This is a genomic window from Halovenus anhuiensis (genome assembly GCF_037080055.1).
In the GTDB taxonomy this organism is placed as follows: domain Archaea; phylum Halobacteriota; class Halobacteria; order Halobacteriales; family Haloarculaceae; genus Halovenus.
This window is the reverse complement of record NZ_JBAOJI010000011.1, coordinates 1-22,188: the sequence shown is the minus strand read 5'-3', so window position 1 is coordinate 22,188 and position 22,188 is coordinate 1. Positions and strand designations below refer to the sequence as shown.

20 protein-coding genes are annotated in these 22,188 nt (G+C 55.7%); 11 read left to right on the top strand and 9 right to left on the bottom strand.

The window, feature by feature from the left end:
* Positions 1-3 precede the first annotated feature (3 nt).
* Positions 4-468: a VOC family protein gene (locus tag V8P86_RS17475; protein WP_336328578.1), complete on the top strand. Its 465-nt coding sequence runs from the start codon at positions 4-6 to the stop codon at positions 466-468.
* 49 nt (positions 469-517) lie between these two features.
* Positions 518-2,050: an acyl-CoA synthetase gene (locus tag V8P86_RS17470; protein ID WP_336328577.1), complete on the top strand. Its 1,533-nt coding sequence runs from the start codon at positions 518-520 to the stop codon at positions 2,048-2,050.
* Positions 2,051-2,062: 12 nt separating this feature from the next.
* Here the strand turns inward: V8P86_RS17470 and V8P86_RS17465 are convergent, their stop codons facing one another.
* Positions 2,063-3,034 carry an aldo/keto reductase gene (locus tag V8P86_RS17465; RefSeq protein WP_336328576.1) on the bottom strand — a complete coding sequence of 324 codons (972 nt, stop codon included), beginning with the start codon at positions 3,032-3,034 and terminating at the stop codon, positions 2,063-2,065.
* Between the two features lie 273 nt (positions 3,035-3,307).
* Between V8P86_RS17465 and V8P86_RS17460 the strand changes: the two genes are divergently transcribed.
* The 3 genes from V8P86_RS17460 to V8P86_RS17450 are packed head-to-tail and all read left to right on the top strand — an operon-like array spanning position 3,308 to position 6,402.
* Positions 3,308-4,444: an ABC transporter substrate-binding protein gene (locus V8P86_RS17460; RefSeq protein ID WP_336328575.1), complete on the top strand. Its 1,137-nt coding sequence runs from the start codon at positions 3,308-3,310 to the stop codon at positions 4,442-4,444.
* Between the two features lie 54 nt (positions 4,445-4,498).
* Positions 4,499-5,392, top strand: a complete 894-nt coding sequence (locus V8P86_RS17455) for a branched-chain amino acid ABC transporter permease (protein ID WP_336328574.1) — start codon at positions 4,499-4,501, stop codon at positions 5,390-5,392.
* Positions 5,389-6,402, top strand: coding sequence for a branched-chain amino acid ABC transporter permease (locus tag V8P86_RS17450; RefSeq protein ID WP_336328573.1), 1,014 nt, complete (start codon positions 5,389-5,391; stop codon positions 6,400-6,402). The genes V8P86_RS17455 and V8P86_RS17450 overlap by 4 nt, the downstream gene beginning before the upstream one ends.
* Positions 6,403-6,518: 116 nt before the next feature.
* Here V8P86_RS17450 and V8P86_RS17445 read toward each other — a convergent pair whose 3' ends face one another.
* Together V8P86_RS17445 and V8P86_RS17440 are read right to left on the bottom strand one after the other, a co-directional pair.
* Positions 6,519-7,235 carry an ABC transporter ATP-binding protein gene (locus tag V8P86_RS17445; RefSeq protein WP_336328572.1) on the bottom strand — a complete coding sequence of 239 codons (717 nt, stop codon included), beginning with the start codon at positions 7,233-7,235 and terminating at the stop codon, positions 6,519-6,521.
* Positions 7,232-7,978, bottom strand: a complete 747-nt coding sequence (locus V8P86_RS17440; RefSeq protein WP_336328571.1) for an ABC transporter ATP-binding protein — start codon at positions 7,976-7,978, stop codon at positions 7,232-7,234. The genes V8P86_RS17445 and V8P86_RS17440 overlap by 4 nt, the downstream gene beginning before the upstream one ends.
* A gap of 278 nt (positions 7,979-8,256) precedes the next feature.
* Between V8P86_RS17440 and V8P86_RS17435 the strand changes: the two genes are divergently transcribed.
* A complete protein-coding gene (locus V8P86_RS17435) occupies positions 8,257-9,879 on the top strand; it encodes an acetate--CoA ligase (RefSeq protein ID WP_336328570.1) in 1,623 nt (540 codons plus the stop codon).
* Between the two features lie 84 nt (positions 9,880-9,963).
* On the opposite strand, the gene V8P86_RS17430 is transcribed toward V8P86_RS17435, so the two are convergent.
* A complete protein-coding gene (locus V8P86_RS17430) occupies positions 9,964-10,404 on the bottom strand; it encodes a MaoC/PaaZ C-terminal domain-containing protein (protein ID WP_336328569.1) in 441 nt (146 codons plus the stop codon).
* 63 nt (positions 10,405-10,467) lie between these two features.
* The gene (lpdA, locus tag V8P86_RS17425; RefSeq protein ID WP_442909423.1) at positions 10,468-11,886 is read right to left on the bottom strand and encodes a dihydrolipoyl dehydrogenase; all 1,419 of its coding nucleotides are present in this window, start codon (positions 11,884-11,886) and stop codon (positions 10,468-10,470) included.
* 184 nt (positions 11,887-12,070) lie between these two features.
* On the opposite strand from lpdA, the gene V8P86_RS17420 reads away from it, so the two are divergent.
* Positions 12,071-12,838 (top strand): SDR family NAD(P)-dependent oxidoreductase, encoded by a 768-nt coding sequence (locus V8P86_RS17420; protein ID WP_336328567.1) that lies wholly within the window; start codon positions 12,071-12,073, stop codon positions 12,836-12,838.
* A gap of 258 nt (positions 12,839-13,096) precedes the next feature.
* Entirely contained in the window at positions 13,097-14,287 is a 1,191-nt protein-coding gene (locus tag V8P86_RS17415) for an MFS transporter (RefSeq protein WP_336328566.1), read from the top strand.
* Between the two features lie 6 nt (positions 14,288-14,293).
* On the opposite strand, the gene V8P86_RS17410 is transcribed toward V8P86_RS17415, so the two are convergent.
* Positions 14,294-14,755 (bottom strand): MaoC family dehydratase, encoded by a 462-nt coding sequence (locus V8P86_RS17410; RefSeq protein ID WP_336328565.1) that lies wholly within the window; start codon positions 14,753-14,755, stop codon positions 14,294-14,296.
* Positions 14,756-14,800: 45 nt separating this feature from the next.
* A complete protein-coding gene (locus tag V8P86_RS17405) occupies positions 14,801-16,003 on the bottom strand; it encodes an iron-containing alcohol dehydrogenase family protein (protein ID WP_336328564.1) in 1,203 nt (400 codons plus the stop codon).
* 204 nt (positions 16,004-16,207) lie between these two features.
* On the opposite strand from V8P86_RS17405, the gene V8P86_RS17400 reads away from it, so the two are divergent.
* On the top strand, positions 16,208-17,287 hold the full coding sequence (locus tag V8P86_RS17400) for a phosphotransferase family protein (RefSeq protein ID WP_336328563.1): 1,080 nt from the start codon (positions 16,208-16,210) through the stop codon (positions 17,285-17,287).
* 240 nt (positions 17,288-17,527) lie between these two features.
* Positions 17,528-18,220 carry a lipoate--protein ligase family protein gene (locus V8P86_RS17395; RefSeq protein ID WP_442909422.1) on the top strand — a complete coding sequence of 231 codons (693 nt, stop codon included), beginning with the start codon at positions 17,528-17,530 and terminating at the stop codon, positions 18,218-18,220.
* Between the two features lie 450 nt (positions 18,221-18,670).
* Here the strand turns inward: V8P86_RS17395 and V8P86_RS17390 are convergent, their stop codons facing one another.
* Positions 18,671-19,426 carry an SDR family NAD(P)-dependent oxidoreductase gene (locus V8P86_RS17390; RefSeq protein ID WP_336328561.1) on the bottom strand — a complete coding sequence of 252 codons (756 nt, stop codon included), beginning with the start codon at positions 19,424-19,426 and terminating at the stop codon, positions 18,671-18,673.
* Positions 19,427-19,879: 453 nt separating this feature from the next.
* Between V8P86_RS17390 and V8P86_RS17385 the strand changes: the two genes are divergently transcribed.
* Positions 19,880-20,566 (top strand): SDR family NAD(P)-dependent oxidoreductase, encoded by a 687-nt coding sequence (locus tag V8P86_RS17385; RefSeq protein ID WP_336328560.1) that lies wholly within the window; start codon positions 19,880-19,882, stop codon positions 20,564-20,566.
* Between the two features lie 100 nt (positions 20,567-20,666).
* Here the strand turns inward: V8P86_RS17385 and V8P86_RS17380 are convergent, their stop codons facing one another.
* On the bottom strand, positions 20,667-21,944 hold the full coding sequence (locus V8P86_RS17380) for a beta-alanine-activating enzyme beta-propeller domain-containing protein (RefSeq protein WP_336328559.1): 1,278 nt from the start codon (positions 21,942-21,944) through the stop codon (positions 20,667-20,669).
* Between the last annotated feature and the right edge of the window lie 244 nt (positions 21,945-22,188).

The window sequence follows — 22,188 nt, the reverse complement described above, 5'->3', positions numbered from 1 at the left end:
ACGATGCACGTAGTTGACATCGACAGAATCGTGATCGCCACTGACGACCTCGACCGTACCTCTGGAACGCTCTCGGAGCGTCTCGACATCGGTTTTGGTGAGTTACTCTCTCTGACGACCGAGACTTCGGCCGGCAGCCACGACCTCCAGAGCGTCATCGACGACAGCGGGATCGGTATCGATATTGTCTCGTCGGACTCGGCCGACGGTGCCGACGCAGTGGGACAGTTCGTCGCCGACCATGGCACTGGACTGTACGCGCTGGCGCTTCAGGTGGCCGATATCGATGCAGCACGAGCGGACTTGGCGGCCGACGGCGTCGAACCCGTCGGGGAGATCACGGCCGGCGAGTTCACCGAGTACCTCTATCACCCACGCGATTTCGACGGCCTGTTCGTATTCCTTGCCGAGTACCCCCACGCTTACGAGACGAACTATCGGCTGGAGGCGTTACGCGACCAGGAATGACAAAAATCGTACAAAAACAATAAGCGTTGGACACACACAGAATTCTGATATGCGACAATCAAACTTCGGCTACATTGTCCGCAAGAAATCGTACTACCAACCCGACGACGTTGCCATCGTCGAACAGACCACGCGCGAGGAACACACGTACGGCGAACTCGAACGACGGTCGAACAGCATCGCGGCAGAGCTTGAAGCCCGAGGTATTAGCAAAGGCGACCGAATCAGTGGACTGTTTCGAAACTCTGCGGAGTTCTTCGAGCTATTCTTTGCGACGTGCAAACTCGGTGCGATCCTCGCGCCATTCAACTACCGGTTGTCGCCCGACGAACTCGCGTATCTGAACGACGACGCCGATCCTGAACTGTTCGTCTATGAGGGCGTCTTCGAGGATACTGCCGCAGGTCTGCAACTCGACGATGTCCCAGCTGTTCGTATCGGCGAGCCCAACGGTGACGAACGAGTGGCGGCCGACGACTGGAGCTCGTTCTACGAGCGCGACCCCGATACAATCGAGGTAGTCGATGGGTTCGAAGACCCGGCCGTACTGTTGTACACGAGCGGCTCGACTGGACGACCGAAAGGTGTGCCCCTCTCCCACAAGAACCTGTTTTTCTCGTCGGTGAGCTACATCGTCGACACCGAACTCGACAGTGACGATGTGACTGTGACCTCCGCTCCTCTCTTCCACGTCGGCGGGCTTAACATCTTCACGCTCCCTCTGATCCACGCGGGCGGAACGGTGATCCTCCAGCAGGAGTTCGAGCCCGCCGAGACCTGGGAAATCATGGCTGACTACGACGTGACCAAAACCTTCGCTGTCCCGACAATGCTCAACTCGATGATAAGCGTCGAAGACTGGCAGGAGTACGACCTTGATTCGCTGGAGTTGGTCGTCGGCGGCGGCGAACCAGTCCCAACCGAACTCAAGGAGGCCTTTGCAGAAATTGACGTCCCCTGTATCGCGGCATACGGCCTGACCGAGACGACCGACGGCTCCCTGTTCCTTCGGCCCGAGGATGCCATGGATAAGCCACCAAAGTGCAACGGTAAGACGTTCACCCACGTGGACGCGAAGGTCGTCGATGAAGATGGCGAGGAATGCCCGCCGGGTGAGACGGGCGAGCTTCTTCACCGCGGACCAACTGTCGCCGACGGCTATCTAGAACTTCCCGAGAAGACCGCTGAAGACTTCGAGGAGGATGGGTGGTTCCACACTGGCGATATTGCGGAGGTCGACGAGGACGGGTTCTACCACATCCACGGCCGCAAGGACAACATGATCATCACTGGCGGAGAGAACGTCTATCCCTCCGAGGTCGAAGAAGCGCTGTATTCCCACGACAAAGTCGACGAGGTTGTGGTCATCGGCGTCGACGACGAGAAGTGGGGTGAGATTGTCAAGGCTGTGATCGCAACGACAGATGGTAATCCTATCTCAGACGCTGAATTTGACGAGTTCCTCGCCGACCGCCTCGCACGATTTAAGCATCCAAAAGAAGTCGCGTTCGTAGACTCGCTTCCGAAAAGCGGCACCGGGAAAATCGAGCGCCAAACCGTCTTCGAACGCCACGGTGAATAGTACGCTGCGGGGTTACCACCGGGCGGGTTCGACCGGCTCGTACGGCTCTTCGAGGTAATCAATATCGCTGTCAGATAACGAGATGTCGAGCGCCTCAACGGCCTCCCGGAGGTGTTCGACACTCGTCGTTCCAATGATCGGCGTCGTGACGACATCCTTGTGCAACAGCCAAGCAAGCGCAATCTGTGCCATGTTGGCCCCCTCGTCAGCCGCGAGTTGCTGGACTCGCTCGTTGATCTTCTGCCCACCGCCGACATGATAGGGGTTATCGAGGACCCAGGGATCGGCTTCGGGACGGCTGCTATTCTTGAACTCCTCGTGGGGACGAGCCAAGTATCCGCGGGCCAGCGGCGACCACGGCATCACAGCTATGTTCTCCCGGTCGCAGAGTGGTAGTAACTCCCGCTCCTGTTCGCGGTAACAGAGGTTGTAGTGCGGTTGCATTGAGACAAAGCGGCTGTACCCCTGCACGTCGCTCGTACGTAAACTGGTCCCGAACTGGTGGCCCCACATAGAACTCGCACCGATGTAACGAGTCTTCCCTCGCCGGACTGCATCGTCGAGTGTCCGGAGTGTCTCTTCGATGGGCGTGTTCTCGTCCCAGCGGTGGATCTGGTAAAGATCCACAGTGTCCATCCCAAGTCTGTCGAGGCTAGCGTCAAGTTCTTGTTCGATTGTCTTCCGCGAGAGTCCACCTGAGTTCGGATCACCGTCGCGCATCTGGAAGTACACCTTCGTCGCGACGACGCTCTCCTCACGACGCCCTTCCAAAGCATTCCCGAGGATCCGTTCAGATTCGCCCGTCGAGTACATATTTGCGGTGTCGAAGAAGTTGATTCCTAAATCGATTGCTTCCTCGATGATCTCGGTAGCTGTCTCCTCTTCAAGAACCCACTCTCGCCAGTCCGTCGATCCGAAACTCATACAGCCTAAGCACAGGCGGCTAACTGTCGTTCCTGTCGGCCCAAATGTCGTGTACTCCATAGAGAGAAGGCGTAACGTAGTAACAAATATCTTAGGAGGAAGTGACATGAGAAAGTGTACTGATCGACGTAGTTTGTCTTTGATGCGGATAATGTAATAATTCCGAATAAAAATATATAAACAACCGGTCTGTCCATACGATTAGGCATGCGAAATAATACCAATTCCGGTGGGGAGTCTAGACGCCAGTACCTCAAATATGCCTCAGCAGGGTCAGCACTCGCACTTGCCGGGTGTCTGACCGGCGGTGGCAGCAGTGATTCCGACAGTATTATGATCGGCGCAACGATTCCGACGAGCGGTCCGTACGGGAACATTGGGGGGAACCAGGTCAAAGGCGTCGAACTAGCGGTCCAGCACGCAAACGAAGATGGGGATGTCAGCGACACTGAAGTTGAAGTTGAGTTCCGCGACACCCAGACCGATACTCAGGAGGCAACCCAGGTTGCACGCGAACTACTCCAGAGGCAGAACGCAGACTTCCTGGCGGGGAACTTCTCCAGTAGTGTCGCTCTGGCAATCGGTGAGCTGGCACAGCGTGAGGACGTAATCTACACGTGTGTCGGGGGGAGTAACGCTATCACAGGAGGCGACTGCCGATCGAACGTGTTCAACGCCGGAAACAGCGCGGTCCAGCAGACCAGCGGTGGCCTCAAGTACGTCCTCGACGAGGGACTCGGGGAGAGCGTCTACGAGATCTCAGCTGACTACTCTTGGGGACAATCCATTCAAAATTGGAACGAAAACCAGATTGTCGCAAGCTACGACGACGTGGAGTACCTTGGCAACAGCTTCGTCGAGTTTGGGGCGACAGATTACTCGCAGGCAATCACCGATGCACGTAACTCTGGGGCAGACATCATTAGTTTCAATCTGTTTGCGTCGAACCACGTCCAGAGTGCCCGACAAGCCAACGAATTCGATCTCTTCGATGACTTCGTCTGCGTCTGGCCGGCGACGGGTATCATCGAGGCCGAGCAGATCGGACCGGATGTCCTGAGCAATGACAACTTCTACGCGAGCGCGCCGTGGTACTGGCAACACGATGCAGAGGGCGCACAGGAGTTCGCCGATGCTTTCCAAAGCGAGTACGGCGAACGGCCACTCGGTTTCTCCGCAAGCATGTACGCGGGCGTCCGCACGACACTCAAAGCAATCGACGCCGCCGGTGGCACAGAAACCGCGGACATCAGAAACCAGATGGAGGACCGCGAGCTGTTCCCACAACTGTGGGGCGTCGGCGAGCGGTTCCGGGCTTGTGACCACCGTGCGAGCATCTCAACGATGACCGTACAGGGTCGTGACCCTTCCGAGGTCGACGGGCAGAACTTCTACGAGATCATTAACGTTCCTCAGAACCCCGAAGAGACGCAGATGCGGACCTGCGACCAGACGGGCTGCTCGTTCTAACCTTCACTCATGACTTCATCTATACTCGTAAATGCACTCCCCGGAGTAGCTGATATGCTGCTTATGCCGCTCCAGATCGACTACTACTCAACCCAGTTGTTCAACGGGCTCGTACTGGGGATGATCCTCGTACTCATCTCGTTAGGACTGACTATCATCTTCGGGCTTCTCGGTGTGATCAACTTCGCTCACGGGGACCTGTTACTTGTTGGAACGTATATCTCTTGGACAGTAATGGATGCGACCGGGAGCTTCCTGATCAGCATCGGGGCGGCGCTAGTCGCGACCCTCGTGATTGGAATGATTTTAGAGCGGACGCTGCTCAGATACACCTACGGTCGGCATGGTGCACTACTGCAGTTATTGCTAACATTCGGTATCGCCGAGCTTATGCGTGGGTTAGTGATCCTCGTGTGGGGTCGGACTGGCAAGAACTTTGCCACGCCGTCTTGGGGAAGCGAGTCTATCGACCTCGTGTTGTTCACGTACCCGGTATACCGGGTATTCGTTATCGTCGCGGCTGCCGTGCTCATTGTCGCTGTGTATCTGTTCCTCACTCGGACGGACCTAGGGTTACTTATCCGAGCAGGAACGCAGGATCGTGAGATGGTAGACATGCTTGGTATCGATGTATCACGCCTTTATATGCTGGTGTTCGGTATTGGTATCGCGCTCGCCGGGACAGCTGGTGCGCTCATCGGGCCGGTGCGAGGCGCGTACCCAACGCTCGGAATCGAGTTACTGATACCCGCGTTTGTCGTCGTCGTCGTCGGCGGACTTGGGAGTTTTCGCGGCAGCGTCATCGCGGGAATTCTCATCGGCGAACTCCAAGTTATGACCGGTGTATTCTATGCGGAGGCATCGCAGGCAATCGTCTTCGTGTTCATGGCGCTGATATTGCTGGTACGTCCGCGTGGACTATTTGGAGAGGAGGGGGTTGTCGAATGATTTCAGCTATCGCCACCCGGGCCCGGTCCGTGTACACGCGAGTCGGGGAACGAAACCTCGTCTATCTCGGTGTTTTAGTGGTGATAGCAGCCTTACCAAGTCTCATGGGATGGTTTATTGCATCCCATATGATCATCATGGCGATATTCGTAATGGGTTATAATATCATCCTTGGATTCGGCGGTGAGTTGTCTTTTGGTCATGCGGCCTTCTTCGGATTGGGTGCCTACGGTGTCATCCTGAGCCTAGAACACCTTGTTTCTAGTCTTTACCTCGCGATTCCTATTACAGTCATCGGGGTGACGATCATTAGTGTCGTCTTCGGCTATTTAAGCCTTCGACGCCGGGGGATCTACTTCGCGATGATCACGCTAGCGCTGGCTCAACTTGTTTATACCATAATCTTCCAGATGAACGAACTGACTGGCGGGACAAATGGAATCGCGATCCCAATTACCGAGGCACCCCTCGGTCCATTGGCTCCAATGAGCAACGACCTCCACTTCTACGTGCTGAGCTGTGCGTTGTTTATGTTGTCGTTCCTAGCGATCGTTCGGATCGTAAACTCTCCGTTCGGACGTATTCTGAAGGGGATCCGTGAGAGCGAGGAGAGGGCACTCCACCTCGGGTACGACGTGAATTCGTACCTATGGCTTGCGTTCGCCATGTCTGGGGCGTTCTCGGCACTGGCCGGCGCACTTTATGCCGTGTTGTTCGTGTTCATTTCCCCATCGATCCTGTTCTGGCAGCTCTCTGGGGAAGTCGTATTGATGACTATCATCGGTGGTGTCGGAACGCTCACCGGGCCACTCATCGGAGCCATCATATTCATCTTCTTCTCGGACACCTTGACCAGAGTCACCGAGCATTGGGAGATATTCTTCGGAGCCGTAATCATCGGAATTGTGTTATTGGCACCTGAAGGCCTGATCGGCTTGGTTCGCAAAGCCATATTTGACGAAGAGAAGGCATTCGACCTTGAGCGCCTGCTTGAGCGCCTTCGTCGTTAAGAGGATCATTTGTTTTTACATCGGTTGAGTCATCGTGAATCTTCTGCTAAGTGACGATAAGACTCGAAGTAAAGACAAAACCAGCGAAAATCAGCTTCAACTTCCTGATCAGACGATCATCCAAGCGCAAGGTAGCGGTCCTTGATCTCCTCGTCTTCTTTGAGCGTCTCGCTCGGTCCGTCCACCCTATTCTCCCCCTCGTCTATAACATAGGCGTGGTCGCTAATATCGAAGGCGAGTTCCACGTTCTGTTCAACGAGAAGAATTGTGATCCCCTCATCGCTGATACGTGTGAGTATGTCTCGAAGTTTCTCAACCAGCGTCGGCATCAGCCCTTCCGTCGGTTCGTCAATGAGCAATAAGTCAGGATCCGACAACAGGCCACGGGCGATGGCAAGCATCTGCTGCTCTCCCCCGCTCATCTGTCCAGCCTGTTGGTCCAACCGCTCTTCCAACCGCGGGAAATATTCAAACACTTGATTAGTTAGTTCTGATACACGGTCTTCTGTTATCTCCTGTCCCATGTGACCTAACCGGAGGTTCTCTTCGACCGTTAATTCCGGGAACATGCGGCGGTGTTCTGGGATGATTGAGATGCCGAGTTGTGAAGTCTCGTGTGGCTCGTTGTTCGTGATGTCAGTTCCTTTGAATTTGACCGTCCCGGACTTGGGATTTTGACTGCCAATAATTGAGCGCAACGTCGTCGTCTTGCCCGCACCGTTTCGACCAATGAGCGCACAGAGCGATCCCTCCTCAACCGACAACGAGAGGTCGTGGAGGATGTGACTCTGCCCATAATATGTATTAATATTCTCAACTTCGAGAATGCTCATGTTGACCCCTCCAAGTATACGCGCCGCACTTCTTCATTATCTTGTACCACTGACGGGACATCGTCTGCGATCTTTTCTCCATTGTACAGTACCATTATTTTGTCAGCCACCTCGTTGACTACATCCATTTTGTGTTCGATAAGTACCACTGGAAATTCACCCTGCAGTTGGTGAATTAAATCGATTACTTCTGTTGTCTCCTCGGGACTCATACCGCTCGTCGGTTCGTCAAGTAAGAGCATCTTCGGCTCCGTGCCGAGTGCAACTGCGATTTCGAGGGTTCGTTGCTCACCGTGGCTCAAGTCCGACGCGAGGTTGTCTGCCTTGTCGGTGAGGCCAACGCGTTCGAGAATCTCGTACGCGCGGTCACCGATTTCCGGATCAGTCGGCTGCCAGAAGTTGAAGGACATCGAGTCTGATTGAACTGCGATAGACACGTTCTCGAGGACGGTCAACTCCTCGAACAGTTTTGTCACTTGATATGACCGAATGATGCCACGACGTGCAATTTCGCTGGGCTCCAACTCAGTGATGTCCTCGCCTTCGAAGCGGATGGTTCCATCTGTCGGAGCCAGTGCACCGGTGAGGAGATTAAAAAATGTTGTTTTACCCGCACCGTTTGGTCCAATAATTGCATGGAGTTCTTCATCTTTGAACTCAACACTCACGTCGTCAACGGCGGTAAGCCCATCAAACTTTTTCGTGAGATTCTCTACTTGTAAGATTGTATCTTCTTGAGCCATCCGTGTCTTGACATTGCTACCCCCGGTATATTAGTAGTTCCGCTGAAATCGACAGATGAGTGGTAGTCATCTCAAAGCAGTGACTCGAATGCGAATCGCAAAATCAAAACCTTATCTAGACTCCTACGTTCACCAATACGACTGTAGAGAGAAGATTACTGCAATAAGGAAACTACCCTGGTTGTTGGCTCCCTCGCGGACCACAAGTGCCTGGTTCATGTACGATTTCAGTCATCATATCCAGTACAATCATTATGGAGGGTGTTCTTGGAACGGATATGGACATAGATCTGAGTCAGTACGACACATACGACGAGGCTTACGAAGGATTCGAGTGGGATATTCCAGAGACATTTAACATGGCCGAGGCGCTCTGTGGTCGCTGGGCGGATAGAGATGATGGCAAACGCCGAGTGGCACTCTTTTACGAGGATGAAAACGGCAACCGGGACACCTACACCTTCTGGCAGGTTCAGCGGATCGCGAATCGGGTGTCGAACTTGTTGGGCGATGCCGGTGTCGAGCGAGGGTCGCGCGTCGGTATCGTTCTCCCCCAGCGACCGGAGACACTGTTCGCCAACATCGGTATACTTCAACGAGGAGCAGTTTCGGTACCGCTCTCAGTGCTGTATGGCCGAGAAGGGCTTAGGTACCGCCTCGACCACTCTGAGACGGAAGTTGCGATCGTCGATGAGGAACGTGCGGAACTGCTAAACTCGCTTCGTGACGACCTCGACCACTTGGAGACGGTCATCACTATCGATGATCCCGATGCGATAGAGGGCCAGTCTTGGGAGGAAGGAATCGCCAACGCATCACCGAACTTTGAGACAGTCACAACTGATCCGGAGGACTCAGCCTACATCATCTACACTAGCGGAACGACAGGAAAACCAAAGGGCGCACACCACGCTCACCGGAAGCTCTTTGGGTACATTCCCGGTTGGCAGATGATCAACGAATTCCCCAGCGATGAGGCAGTGCACTATACGCCTTCGGGCTGGTCATGGGTCGGCGGCCTGTTCGCCGTCGTCTGGGGCGCGTGGTATCACGGCCAACCCGTCGTCGGCTACGGCGGGCAGTTCGACGCCGAGTCAGTCTATAATATACTCGAACGGTACGGCGTAACCAACGCCTTGCTGACCGCGACGATGATCCGCATGCTCAAAGAGGAAGACCACAGCCAGTACGATCTTGACGTCAATGTCGTGCCCAGTGGCGGTGAGAAGGTGACCACCGACATCTACGACTACGTCGAAGATGAGTGGGACGCAGTCGTCAACGAAATCTACGGCCAGACGGAGTGTAATTTCCTGGTCGGAACCAACACCAATCTGATGGACGAGAACCGGGAGGCCTCCGGGAAGCCGTGTCCCGGTCACACGGTTGCGATCATCGACGAGGAAACCGGTGAACGGAAAGAGCCCGGAGAAATCGGGCACATCGCCGTCAAGCGGCCGGACCAATCGATGTTGCTCGATTACTGGAACCAGCCGGATCTGACGGCCGACCTGTTCGTTGACGACTGGATGAAGACCGGTGACGCCGGCTCCTACGATTCGGACGGGTACATCTACTATGAGGGGCGTGCCGATGACGTCATCATCACCAGCGGCTATCGAGTAAGTCCCCTAGAGGTTGAGGAGTGTCTCCGGGAACACGACGCCGTCAACGATGCAGTGGTGATGGGCATCGACGACGCCGAACGCGGGACGGTCGTCAAGGCGTTCATCAAACTAGAACCCGATGTCGATCCGTCGGACGCACTCGTCGGCGACCTCCAGACATTCGTCAAAGAGCGCGAAGCCGCCTACAAATACCCTCGTGAAGTGGAATTCGTCGACGAGTTTCCGACGACTGTCTCCGGGAAGATCCAGCGTCACAAACTGACCGACGAGTAATTCACGATACGGCCGGTCAACTCGTCGAGCAGACTCCTCGCGAAACGACTCGACGACCTTGGGGCAGTCTGATGAAAATCCAACTCACGCGTCGGGCCGACGGCCGAGAATACTGACGTACGTGGCCGACAATACCGCCGATCCGTCCGACGTCGTCATCGTCAACTCGAAGATAACGTCGCCGCGCTCCGGATGGGTTGCGGTCTTCTCAGTGACGTCGAGACGGCCTGTGAGCGTCTCCTCGGGCTCAACCGGTCGGTGGAAGCTGATGTCGGTAATTCCCTTTCCGCCCATGTTGGCACTCTCGTTCATTACCTCCGTGATCATCATCCGCGATCCGAGACAGAGAGTGTGGAGCCCGCTCGCGACTAGTCCGTCGAACACGGCGTCTTTCCCATGATCCTCGCCGAGGTGGAACGGTTGGGGGTCCCACTGCTCTGCGAACTCGATGATTTCCGCGCGCGTCAGTGTCTGTGACGACAGCTCGAAGGTCTCACCTTCGCTGAAGTCCTCGAAATACAGCATGTCACCGCGTACCCGGCGCGACTATATATAATTCAGCAGTCCCCGGCGTCGGCGCGTCTGACCTCAGCGGTTATAGATGTGGACTGCTTCCCCGCGCGCGTCGGCGGTCGCTTCCATGACCGCTTCTGAGAGCGTGGGGTGTGTGTGGATAGTAGAGACGACATCCTCGATTCGCGCGCCGACCTCGACGGCAAGCGCGAGTTCGCCGATCAATTCCGAGGCCTCCGGCCCGACGATCTGTCCGCCGAGAATTCTCTCTGTCGCCGCGTCGGCGATGACGCGGACGAACCCGTTGGACTCGTCGAGGGTGAGCGCCCGCCCGCTTGCGTCGAGTGGGAACGTGCCGACGAGCGGCTCGAACCCCTCGTCCTCGGCTTCGGCCGCCGTGAGCCCGACCGTCCCGATTTCCGGGTCGGTGAACACGGCCGCGGGCACGGCGCGGTAGTCGAACGCCGCCGGTTCGCCCGCAAGTACGTCCGCGACGACTTCGCCCTGTCTCGATGCCTTGTGGGCGAGCATCGGCTCGCCTGCGACGTCGCCGATTGCGTGGATGTGTTCCTGGCTCGTCCGTCCCTGTCGGTCGGTCGCGATGAACCCGTCATCGGTCAGTTCGACGCCTGCTGCGTCCAGGTCGAGCGTGTCGGTCACCGGCTCCCGCCCGACCGCGACCAGCACGTGATCGGCCTCAAACTCCGATTTCTCATCGTCTGCGGTTGTCGTCACGGCGACGCCGTTGTCAGTCCGGGTGCAGTCGCTGGCTGCCTCGTTTGTGCGGATATCGATGCCGAGCGCTTCTGCCTCCTCGTGGACGATGTCGGCGATGTCGGCCTCGTAGGGCGCGAGAATCCGATCCAGCATCTCGACGACCGTCACGTCGGTCCCGAGTTTCGCAAACACTGTCGACAGTTCCATGCCGATGTAGCCGCCGCCGACGACCACCAGACTGTCCGGGAGTTCCGGCAGCGAGAACACGTCGGCTGACGTGAGTACCGACTCGCCGTCGGGCTCGAAGCCAGGGACTTGTATCGGCCGGCTCCCCGTCGCGATCACTGCCGACTCAAAATCAATCCGATCCGGGCTGTCAGGCGATCCATCATGAATCGCGACCTCACCGGGGGATTCGAACGTCGCCCTTCCTTCGACAAGCGTGACGCCGTTGGCTGTACAAAGTTGTTCGACACCACCAGTCAACTGATCGACTACATTGGCCTGCCAAGAACGGAGTTGTGAGAAGTTAACCTCAACTGTGGCGTTGACGCCCATGTGCTCGGCAGTCCGGCTTCGATGGACGAGGTCTGCGACGGTTACGAATGCCTTTGATGGGATGCAGCCGCGGTTGAGACAGACGCCACCGTACGCATCGCGCTCGACGAGCGTCACGTCTTTCCCTTGCTGTCCGGCCCGGATCGCGCTGACATAGCCGCCGGGTCCGCCTCCAATCACCAGTATCTCGGTCGACACAGTCTGGTCTGCGCACATCACTGCGTTCGTTCTCAGGCGCCCCTCAAAATAGTGCGGGTCTGTAGAGTATTGATGTCATTCAAGAATGAGCCCTCCGTCGGGAGTGATTTCGCCCGTGTACTCACTCGTCATATAGATGCCTATTTTAGTGCCCCTGTGAGCTAGCAGCATAACGTTCATAATCGCGCCTTGTGATTCGTTGGATATGGTCTTAGAGATGTTTTCCCTGTCAGATTGTGTCGCAGTCGTTACCGGCGGTAGCCGTGGTATCGGCGAAGAGATCTCTGTCGCGATGGCGGAGGCGGGGGCCGATGTGGCCCCAGTCGCTCGTTCGGAAGATGCGCTTGAAGCCACAGCTGAACGCATCGAAGAAGCCGGCGGGACCGCCCATCCCCGCCCGCTCGACGTGACTGACGAAGCGGCGGTGACGGCGATGTTTGAGGAGGTTGAGGAATCGCTCGGCGACGTGGACGTACTCGTTAACAACGCTGGGGTCAACCCCTTCTTCGGGAACGCGCGGGATCTCGATGGGGAAACGTGGCGTCATATTCTCGATGTCAACGTCACGGGGGCGTTCTACTGCGCCAGGGAATTCGGACAGCGCGTCCACGAGCGCGACGGGACGGGATCGCTGATCAACCTCGCTAGCGTCGGCGGGGTCGTTGCACTTCCGTACCAAGCACCGTACACCGCTTCGAAGCACGCGATGGTCGGCCTGACGAAATCGCTCGCCGTTGAGTGGGCACCGGCGATCCGCGTCAATGCGCTCGCACCCGGTTACGTCAAGACCGATTTCACGAAGGGCGTCCGCGAGAACGAAGAGATTCGCTCGGACCTTCTCGAGACGATTCCGCTCGATCGATTTGCCGAACCCGACGAGGTCGCGGCCAGCGCGGTGTACCTCGCCAGCGACGCCGCCAACTACGTTACTGGTGAAATCCACGTCACCGACGGTGGCATCGCTGCCAGGTAATCAACCACTATTTGCTCCGCCGTCAGGGCACCCAGATCGGATCGCTGATAACCGATTCCCGGTGAGTATTAGTGAGTGGGCTGCTAGCACTCGACTAACAGTGATCCTAGGTGCTCCAGACGACGACCAGATTAACCGAGTCGTTGGCACAGTCGGATCGGCGCCAGACGAGAACCATACGGCCGTGGACCAACGCGTATTCGGTTCCCTATCGGCAACGGAGCCGCTCAATCTGAGCCAGAAATGATCGTGTTGGCCATGGGGAGCGGTGGCCGGCTGGGCAACTCGCGCTCGGGCGTGTTAGTCGCATGTTTCATCATTTCGGTGGCCGCCAACGGCTACTTCATCGCCCCCGCAAGCGTTCTTCCGCTGCTCGTCGAGGAGTTCTCGGTAACGAAGACGGTGGCAGGTCTGGCTATCAGCGCGGCGATCTTCGGGACGGTACTCTCCCAGATTCCCTGCGGGTTCCTCATGGACCGGTATGATAACCGTCGCTTGATGGCTGCGGGGACAGCCGTATTCCTCCCAGCGAGCATCGTCGGTGTTGCCTCAGCGTCGTACCCGCTGTTTCTAGCCAGTCGATTCGTTGCAGGCATTGCGGGCGGTGTGTTATTCGTGCTTGGAACAAATGTGGTGAGTCAGTTGTTCGCCGGACAGAAGCAGGGGTTCGTGATGACAGTCTTCATTGCGAGCGCTCCCGTTGGCTTCGCGCTCAGCCAGTTCAGCGGTCCTCCCGTCGCGAGGGCCTTCGAGTGGGAGGTAGCGTTTCTGACGTATCCGTTGCTGTCGGCTGTGGGGTTCGTACTCTTCAGCCTCTCGTGGTCGACTCCGATCAAGTCGGGTGATCCCATCTCACTCGCGCAGTTTGGGAATGCACTCCGGAACCGATCTGTACTCATCGTGTCGGTCTCGGCGTTTTGTTCGTACATGCTATACATTTTCTTCAATTCCTGGATGCCGACCTACGCAACAGAAGTCCTCCCTCTGACGCTCACGCAAGCAGGCACCGTGACCTCTCTCCTCCCGGCAGTCGGCGTCATTGCCCGGCCGTTCGGCGGGTGGGTATCAGATGCCCTCGGCTACCGACGGCGGGTCGTCGTCGCGGCGTCGCTGCTGTTCGCACTCCCGGGTCTCTACGTCATTGCGAACGGCGTTTCGTCGATGGGATTTGCCGTGACGATGATCTGTGTCGGCTTCTCACTCCAGTTCGGTTCCGGCGTATACTACGTATACGCTCGCGAGCTCGCCACGGAGAACTCCGGAGGAACGACTCTCGCCCTGTTTACCACCATTGCCTTCACCGGGACGCTCGTGTCTCCGACCGTGGGTGGCTGGCTCATCAGTGCGCTCTCATGGCCGGCGACCTTCACTGTCTACGTCGGTATTGGCCTGTTCGGAATCGGAATCCTCTTGCTGACGACCGACTCCCGGCCAGATGCCGTCGCGTAGAAGATCTCAGGCGGCATCGTTGTCGCTCGTCGCGACGAGCAACCTGTGAACGTCGAGGACGGCCGTTTCACCGTCGGCTGTTACCAGTTCTACCCGTGCCGTCACGAGTCCCCAATCCTCGTTTCGACGCTCCGTGTCGACGATCTCAATCTCGGCGTGAACCGTCTCGCCCGGCGACACCGATTCAAGATAGCGGACCTCCTCGTGGCCGTAGTTCATCGCCAGCGCGGCGTCGCTCGCGACTGCGTCGACGAGGAATCCGTCGGCAATTCCGAGCAGGAGCGTCCCTTGGGCCACGACATCGTCGACCAGCGGATGCGCGTCAGCGTACTCACGGTCGACGTGGATGGGGTCTGTCGACCCCGATGCGCCGACGAACTGCCTAATGTCCGAATCAGTCACTGTTCGACCATCGGTCTCGTACTGTTCCCCAGTCTCGAACTCCTCGAACCGTCGGCGTTCGACCATCGGCTACACCAACATCGGGAAACCCTTAGAAGGTTACGCCGGGACTCACCAAGCGTCACGGAGCGTTCGTTCGATTTCGTCTACGGACGGATCGAACTCCTGCGGACCAACATCAAGAAATGCGTCTTCGGCAGTATGCTCGGCGACAGCGCGGAGTTCGGACTCGTCCGTACCCTCGATGTCTCGGAGTCGCGACGGCAGCCCCAGTCCGTCTCGAATCGTTCTGACAGCCTCGACGACGGCCGCCTCGGTCCCATCCGCATCTTCAGCCCCGGTGACGAGTCCGTCGGCGAGTACGTCCGGTCGGCCTCCTCCTTCGGCGAAGATGAGTTCGAGGGCGTGGGGGACGATCACCGCGTGGGCGGCACCCTGCTGAATGCCATACTGGTTGCGGAGCGCGTGCCCGAACGCGTGGACGACATTGATTTTGTACTGATCGGGCATCGAAACGCCGTATTGGACCAGTAGCGTGCCTGCCACAGCGCGTTCCATGACCGCCGGGTCCGAGGACTCACGGAGGTGCGGCAGCGACGAGCGCAAGTATCGGAGGCCGCGGACGGCCGTCGCGTCGGTCACGGGAGTTGCGAACCGCGAGTAGATCGCTTCGACGCCTTTGTCGAATCCGTTGATGGCTGAGGCCGCTAAGATGTCCATCGGTGTAGTCTCGAACAAGTCCGGGTCGTGTACCAACGCTGTCGGCATCAGCCGAGTATCGACTGGGATCGCCTCAACAGGACCCTCCTCTGTCTCGGCGACGAGACCGGCCGCGACAGAGAAATCTGCGCCCGCCATCGTCGTTGGAACGGTCAGTACCGGCACAAACGCATCATCGTCCGCCGGCAACGTCACCTCTCCCGAGTCGAGAACCTCGGAGCGGACATCAGATAGTGTTCGGTCCGCTCGCGCGAGTCCACTGATTCCACGGGCAACGTCGAGACTGCTTCCGCCGCCGACCGCTACGATTGCATCCGCTTTTGTCGCTCGAAGACGCTCTATTCCGTCGAATACAGTCGACAGCGTCTTCGCAGGTGTCGTCTCATCAAACACGCCGGCGAACCGATCTCCGAGCCCCGATCTCACCGGATCCATGACTGCGTCGGTCGAACCAACGGTTTGACCACAGACTACCAGTGCGCTTTCGAGTTCTTTCTCGGCAAGGGTCTCGTCTAACCCATCGATGGCCCCCCGCCCGAACTGAATGGTACCTGGTTTGAAATCGAACGTGAAATTTGGAGTATCGAGTGCCATGATATAGAGGCTTGATACCGTCTGTCATAAATATTCTGTTCAGTCCTTCGGGCAACATTCGTTCTACGAGTCCAACATTGGTCAACGGGCGTCGTGACCAGTTATCCACCGTCCTGCCCAAATATTGATGCCGGTGTGGACAGAATCTGCAACACAGGCGTCCGTTTCCAGTATCAGAAACGGACGACTGGACGGTCCAGCAATATGACAGAGGATACTGACACGGACTACATCGATCGCATCGTAGACAGTGACTCGCTCGCCGCATATCTGGAAACTCATTTCGGCCCGGTCGACACGTATGATATCGAGCATCATCCGGAGGGTCACTCCAACGAGACGCTGTTTGTCACTTGGGGAGACAACGAACTGGTAATCCGACGACCACCGCCCGGTGAGACGGCCGAGACGGCACACAACGTCCTCCGGGAGTACCGAATCATCGATTCACTGCAGGATACCGCCGTCTGTGTCCCTACGACAGTGCTCGCCTGCGATGACCATTCGGTCCTAGGCAGCGATTTCTACGTGATGGAAAAGCAGGACGGTGACGTGATACGTGCCGACGAACCGGACCGGTTTGAGGAAACCGAGCATCGTCAACGGATCGGCACCGAATTGATTGACCGACTGGCTGAGATACACAAAGTCGACTACGAGAAAGCCGGACTCGGTGATCTCGGGCACCCCAATGGATTCACGCAACGACAGGTCGATCGATGGAGCGACCAGCTAGACTGGGCTTTCGAGGTCACGTCCACAGAACGCGAAGTCCCGCAAATTCACGAGGTGACAGAGTGGCTCCACAAAAACGTCCCTAGCGAATACCCTCACACGCTCGTTCATGGCGACTACAAACTCGACAACGTGATGTTCGGTCCTGGAACACCGCCGGAAATCGCTAGCATCTTCGACTGGGAACTCAGTACACTTGGTGATCCGCTTACCGATCTCGGCTGGATGCTGTCGTTCTGGTGGGACAAAAAGGATCCCGATCCGCCATCATCTGTAGGGCAACTCTACGAACCTGTCACCATGCGCGATGGGTATCATACCCGAACAGAACTCGTCGAGCGATACGAAAACCAGACAGGATTTACCTTCGAAAACGAGAAATTCTATCGGACGCTCGCGGTATACAAACTCGCTGGCCTCGGTGAGATGTTCTTCCGGCGCTATCTGGAGGGCAATTCGGATGACCCCCTTTATCCAGAGATGCGCGAGGGAGTTCCACAGCTCGCAGATCGGGCGATACGCATAATCGAGGGTGTAGAACCACTCTGAATACCGGTACGTGGCCAATTTATCTCTCCCCCAGTACGGGCCGAATGATTAGATATCTGCTCAAGGTTCTTCGCTATCGTAGGTCCGCTGAATAGTATCAAATCCTCTGTTGGGGGCACTGCGTGGAGTTGCGGATCGCACCCATACGAGAAGCAGACACAGACAAGGAACCGCCGCTATGTAAAATCGTAAGTTGAGCCCGACCGCAACGTTGAATCTCTTGTAACGGTATCTACGGATATGCGCGTGCTACGGGGCCAAGTTTCGGAATCTATCCCAGACCAGAATGTTGGAAGGGCAATGCTTGCCACCGTGTCACAGACTAAGGAGCCAACTGTTCGTGTCTGGTGTCCTCCGAAATTGGTTGTCTTCGGCCCACGGGATGTCCATGAGGACGGCTACGACCAGGCGCGAGCAATCGTCCGAAATCACGGGTACCGTATCCGTGAACGTTCCGTGGGCGGCCGTGCAGTTGCGTACACCGGCACCACCGTTGCGTTCGCTCGGGCTGAACCGGTCCAGAACGGACGCCGCAGTATCTCGGATCGGTATGACCGGACCGTAGCACAGTTACAAGAGGCGCTCAGTTCGTTGGGCGTCACCGTCGAGCGTGGAGAACCCTCGGGTGCCTTCTGTCCCGGTTCACAGTCGCTTTCGGCCGGCGGCAAGATCGTCGGTATGGCACAGCGCGTACGTGAAGAAGCGGCACTGACCGCCGGACTCGTTGTCACACGTGACCACGAGAAACTCGCCCGTGTGCTTAAACCGACGTATGACACACTCGGTGTTGAATTTGACCCCTCCGCCGTGGGAAGCATCCGTCGAGCTGGTGGCCGGGCTACTACCGAGGACGTAACACGAACAGTCGAGCGCGCGCTTGTTGGCGGTGCTGAGCCGACACCTATGGATGTCGGGCGGTTACTAAATGACTGAGTCTGGCTCCGCTCGGAAAGCCCCTGTGTGGGTCAGTCTGCACAATTAGTACCTACTACAAGAGTCGTGGTTTCTAGGTGTGGATAGATGATGCGACTGCCCCGTGATTGTAGACCGTCTGTATGCCTCGCCCTCTCCTCACACTGCGATTCACCCAAACTCTGCTATCGCAATCGATTGGCATCGTCAGCGGAGACGGGGCTGGCAGACCCAGCAGAGAACCAGACTAGCGGCGGGCAAAACGGGGAAGACCGGGGATTTGAGGGAACTACTCTGTGACATCAACGAGGGATGTGCAACCCAATCAATCTGCTCTGATTAGGGTGATTTGTAGTCCATTTTATTCTCGTGCCTATCATGGCTCTCACACTGAGAGCCATTCGGTTTTTTATCATCGAGTGTAATATATTTATTGGTGAGTAACCAGTCTGCTGAATTTCAGACAGGCAGTCACGCCATGCTGTAACCTCCGTCAACAACAAGATTCTGTCCAGTCACAAACGATGCTTGCTCACTAGCAAGGAATACCACTGCGTCCGCGATCTCATCCGGTTGCCCAACCCTTCGCATTGGTGTTTCGCTTTTTGCGAACTCTACAGTACCGTCGTGGGTATCTTCTTGTAACATCGGTGTATCGACGAAACCGGGAGAAACGGCATTCACACGAATGTCATCGGTTGCGTAATCACGAGCTATTTGACGTGTTAGTGAGATCACCCCTCCTTTAGCCGCGCTGTATGACGCGGAGTTCGGTGCTCCGACAACGCCAAACACACTCCCAATATTGACAATTGCTCCACCGCCATTATCCAACATCCGCTCAACACCTGCTAGACAGCCGTGATAGACACCTGTGAGATTGAGATTTAGTATCCCTTGCCAATTTTCCGCATCGGTATCAGTAACCGCATACGACTCCGCTCGCCCTGCATTATTGATTACGGCATCAATATCTCCAAACTCTGCGATAGCGGTATCTATAGCATTTTTGACTTCGTCAAGATCAGTCACATCAGTTGATACAAAGGTCGCTTCTCCACCCTCGTCGTCGATTAGCTGGTCAGTGGAAGCTTCGTCGGTCCGAGGTTCACGTCGGATATCGGCATTCACAATTGCGGCGCCTTCGCGTGAAGCCCGCAGTGCTGTTGCTCGACCGAGTCCCGAACTCGCACCCGTTACGAGTACTGTCTTATCTTCAAGTCGCATACCGGTATCACACAATCTGGAATCAAAATGGTTTCGCCAATATAAATAGGAGAAGAACTAACTAGTTGATGATTTTCTAAGAAGCTATTATAATTCTCTCAGAACCCAAGACATCCTACTATCAGCTGCCAAAGCTAACGGCCATCGACACACGTTTAATCAGTTCAGTTTGAATCCAATAACTGCGATAGTAGCCAGTACCATCCGAGTAACAGACCTCAGTAATTATAATTGATATACTCAGTAGAAAACATAATGTACGCATCATCAACGGTTTGGAAATACGGGTCACCTCCCCCACGCTAAATATCATTCTGAGATAAGAGAGCTGACTTTGTCTTGATCGTCATCCATTCGCTTGCTTACGAGGACATCTCTCTGATAGTTAGTGAAGTTCAGTTGAGCTGAACGGCATTTTTATTTCAATGGAAGCCAACTGTGGATTGTTGATTTATGGCTGACCAGACTGTATTAATAACAGGCGCTAGCGGAGGTATTGGGGCCGCTGTAGCAGAGACGTTCGGTTCCGCCGGGTGGCGGGTTGTACTCTGCTCTCGATCTCACTCCGGACTTGAAAACGTAGCTGCTGCTGTGTCCGACGCTGGAGGAACTCCTGTAATAAAACCGCTTGACGTCACAGATGCGGACGAACTCTATGTGTCAATCGTCGATGCGATAGACACATCGATTGATATTGTGATACCTGCTGCAGCAACCACGACTGGTCCACCGGGACAGCAACCACTCAACAAAGAAATGCACGAGGAATTTAAGACTGTCATGGACACTAACGTCTACGGAGTGTTCGCAGTAGTACGTGAATCGTTGCAATTCATGCCCAGAGACGGTCGAGTGCTGATACCGTCAGGTTCTGTAGCCCGGGAGTCTGTTGAGGGAATGGGGGCGTACGGAGTTTCTAAAGCTGCAGTAGAAGGGCTTGCGCGCAGTTTTGCGGCCGATGTTGAACAGACTGTCGGGATAGTTGATCCCGGCTTGGTCGCAACGGAACTCACGAATCAGCAAGGTCATAACCCACAAGAGATTGCTGAACTCTTTCGATGGGCTGGGATGGAGTGCGCTGCACCCGATCTTGATGGCGAGGTAATCGGTCTTCAACAGTGGAAGCAAGCGACGCGATGACAAATCAAAAATGTCGTCATTGTTCTGTCTGTGTGGATATCGATGTACGGAATCATCCCACGAACGTACCTAATTTTCATATAGTGGCGCAGGACAGTACTTAATCCTCTTTAGAGTTATACTTAGTCCGTTGTTTCAACAGGTAGTACGCGCCGCTGAGTCCAACCACAGCTCCACTGATCCAGAAACCTGGACCAGCATCATCGCTACTAATATCGTCGGTTCCATCCTGACCAGTTTGATTGTCAAGATCGCTACCGCTGTTAGTATTATTTGTCGAGTCAGCAGTATCGTCTATGTCCCTCATCAATTCACCTGCATGCAGCGCGTAAACGTTATTGTCGGATCCCCCGATATAGACGGTATTGTCGACAATTGTTGGCGATGAACGAACCGGAACTAGATCCCCCATTTGGTACGTCCACTGTTCAGTGCCACTGGCCGCATCCAACGCGTACACGTTGCTATCGCCACTGCCAACGGTGACGGTACCGTCAACGACTGCTGGCGAGGAGAACACGAATCCCCCAGTCTCAAACCGCCACTTCTCGTCCCCATTGAACACGTCTAGTGCGTAGACATGACTATCATCGCTCCCGATATAGACGGTGTCATCAATGACTGCTGGCGACGACCGCACAGCACGGTCCGTTTCGAACCGCCACTTCTCGCCCCCACTAAATATGTCGATCGCGTAGACATTGTTATCATTACTTCCGATATAAACGGTACCGCCAACGACTGCTGGCGAGGAGAACACGAATCCCCCAGTCTCAAATCGCCACTTCTCGGCCCCACTGAACATGTCTATTGCGTAGACGTTGCGATCGCCACTTCCAATATAGACAGTACCATCAACGACTGCTGGCGATGACCGCACAAAGCGACCTGTCTCAAAACGCCATTGCTCAGTGCCATCCATTACGTCCAACGCGTAGACGTTGTTATCATTGCTCCCAGCGTAAACGGTGTTATTAGCGACTACGATTGATGAAGAGACAGGAGCATTTGTTTGATAGGACCATTTTTCAGTACCATTGGTAGCATCCAGTGCGTAGACGTTGCGATCGCCACTCCCAATATAGACAGTACCATCAACGACTGCTGGCGATGACCGCACAAAGCGCCCTGTCTCAAAACGCCATTGCTCAGTACCATTTATTACATCCAACGCATAGACGTTGCCATCGTCACTCCCCACATAAACTGTGTCGTTGACAACTACTGGCGACGAGAATACAGGACCGTCTGTCTGGTAAGTCCACTGTTCAGTTCCTCCTTGCTGTGCACTCACTGTCCGCGTAGTACTGAGGGAAGTTACCCCCAGTACTGTTGTTGCTCCTGTCCTGAGGACTGTCCGGCGAGACAACCTGGTCATTGATACTTATATTGCCTCTAAAACCTCAAAAGTGCAAGTGTGTAGGCTATAATGCCAGGGCAAAATTCAGGAGGTATATAAATTCGCTGGAAACACTGACTGTAGGGTTTAGTTTAGAGCATTGTGCCAGCCGCGGTGTTCAGATAAGGATTGAAGAGTGAGGCGGGGTGTTTTCAAAGTGATTCATGCCCGAAAACACCTGCCTCAGCGGTAGTATCGCCCAGTTCGACTTAGATTTTGTGGA

Excerpts from the sequence above, each read along its gene's own strand:
- V8P86_RS17475 (WP_336328578.1), top strand. The coding sequence starts at position 4 with ATGCACGTAGTTGACATCGACAGAATCGTGATCGCCACTGACGACCTC.
- V8P86_RS17470 (WP_336328577.1), top strand. The coding sequence starts at position 518 with ATGCGACAATCAAACTTCGGCTACATTGTCCGCAAGAAATCGTACTAC.
- V8P86_RS17465 (WP_336328576.1), bottom strand. The coding sequence starts at position 3,034 with ATGGAGTACACGACATTTGGGCCGACAGGAACGACAGTTAGCCGCCTG.
- V8P86_RS17460 (WP_336328575.1), top strand. The coding sequence starts at position 3,308 with ATGATCGGCGCAACGATTCCGACGAGCGGTCCGTACGGGAACATTGGG.
- V8P86_RS17455 (WP_336328574.1), top strand. The coding sequence starts at position 4,499 with ATGCTGCTTATGCCGCTCCAGATCGACTACTACTCAACCCAGTTGTTC.
- V8P86_RS17450 (WP_336328573.1), top strand. The coding sequence starts at position 5,389 with ATGATTTCAGCTATCGCCACCCGGGCCCGGTCCGTGTACACGCGAGTC.
- V8P86_RS17445 (WP_336328572.1), bottom strand. The coding sequence starts at position 7,235 with ATGAGCATTCTCGAAGTTGAGAATATTAATACATATTATGGGCAGAGT.
- V8P86_RS17440 (WP_336328571.1), bottom strand. The coding sequence starts at position 7,978 with ATGGCTCAAGAAGATACAATCTTACAAGTAGAGAATCTCACGAAAAAG.
- V8P86_RS17435 (WP_336328570.1), top strand. The coding sequence starts at position 8,257 with ATGGACATAGATCTGAGTCAGTACGACACATACGACGAGGCTTACGAA.
- V8P86_RS17430 (WP_336328569.1), bottom strand. The coding sequence starts at position 10,404 with ATGCTGTATTTCGAGGACTTCAGCGAAGGTGAGACCTTCGAGCTGTCG.
- V8P86_RS17420 (WP_336328567.1), top strand. The coding sequence starts at position 12,071 with ATGGTCTTAGAGATGTTTTCCCTGTCAGATTGTGTCGCAGTCGTTACC.
- V8P86_RS17415 (WP_336328566.1), top strand. The coding sequence starts at position 13,097 with ATGGGGAGCGGTGGCCGGCTGGGCAACTCGCGCTCGGGCGTGTTAGTC.
- V8P86_RS17410 (WP_336328565.1), bottom strand. The coding sequence starts at position 14,755 with ATGGTCGAACGCCGACGGTTCGAGGAGTTCGAGACTGGGGAACAGTAC.
- V8P86_RS17405 (WP_336328564.1), bottom strand. The coding sequence starts at position 16,003 with ATGGCACTCGATACTCCAAATTTCACGTTCGATTTCAAACCAGGTACC.
- V8P86_RS17400 (WP_336328563.1), top strand. The coding sequence starts at position 16,208 with ATGACAGAGGATACTGACACGGACTACATCGATCGCATCGTAGACAGT.
- V8P86_RS17395 (WP_442909422.1), top strand. The coding sequence starts at position 17,528 with ATGCGCGTGCTACGGGGCCAAGTTTCGGAATCTATCCCAGACCAGAAT.
- V8P86_RS17390 (WP_336328561.1), bottom strand. The coding sequence starts at position 19,426 with ATGCGACTTGAAGATAAGACAGTACTCGTAACGGGTGCGAGTTCGGGA.
- V8P86_RS17385 (WP_336328560.1), top strand. The coding sequence starts at position 19,880 with ATGGCTGACCAGACTGTATTAATAACAGGCGCTAGCGGAGGTATTGGG.
- V8P86_RS17380 (WP_336328559.1), bottom strand. The coding sequence starts at position 21,944 with ATGACCAGGTTGTCTCGCCGGACAGTCCTCAGGACAGGAGCAACAACA.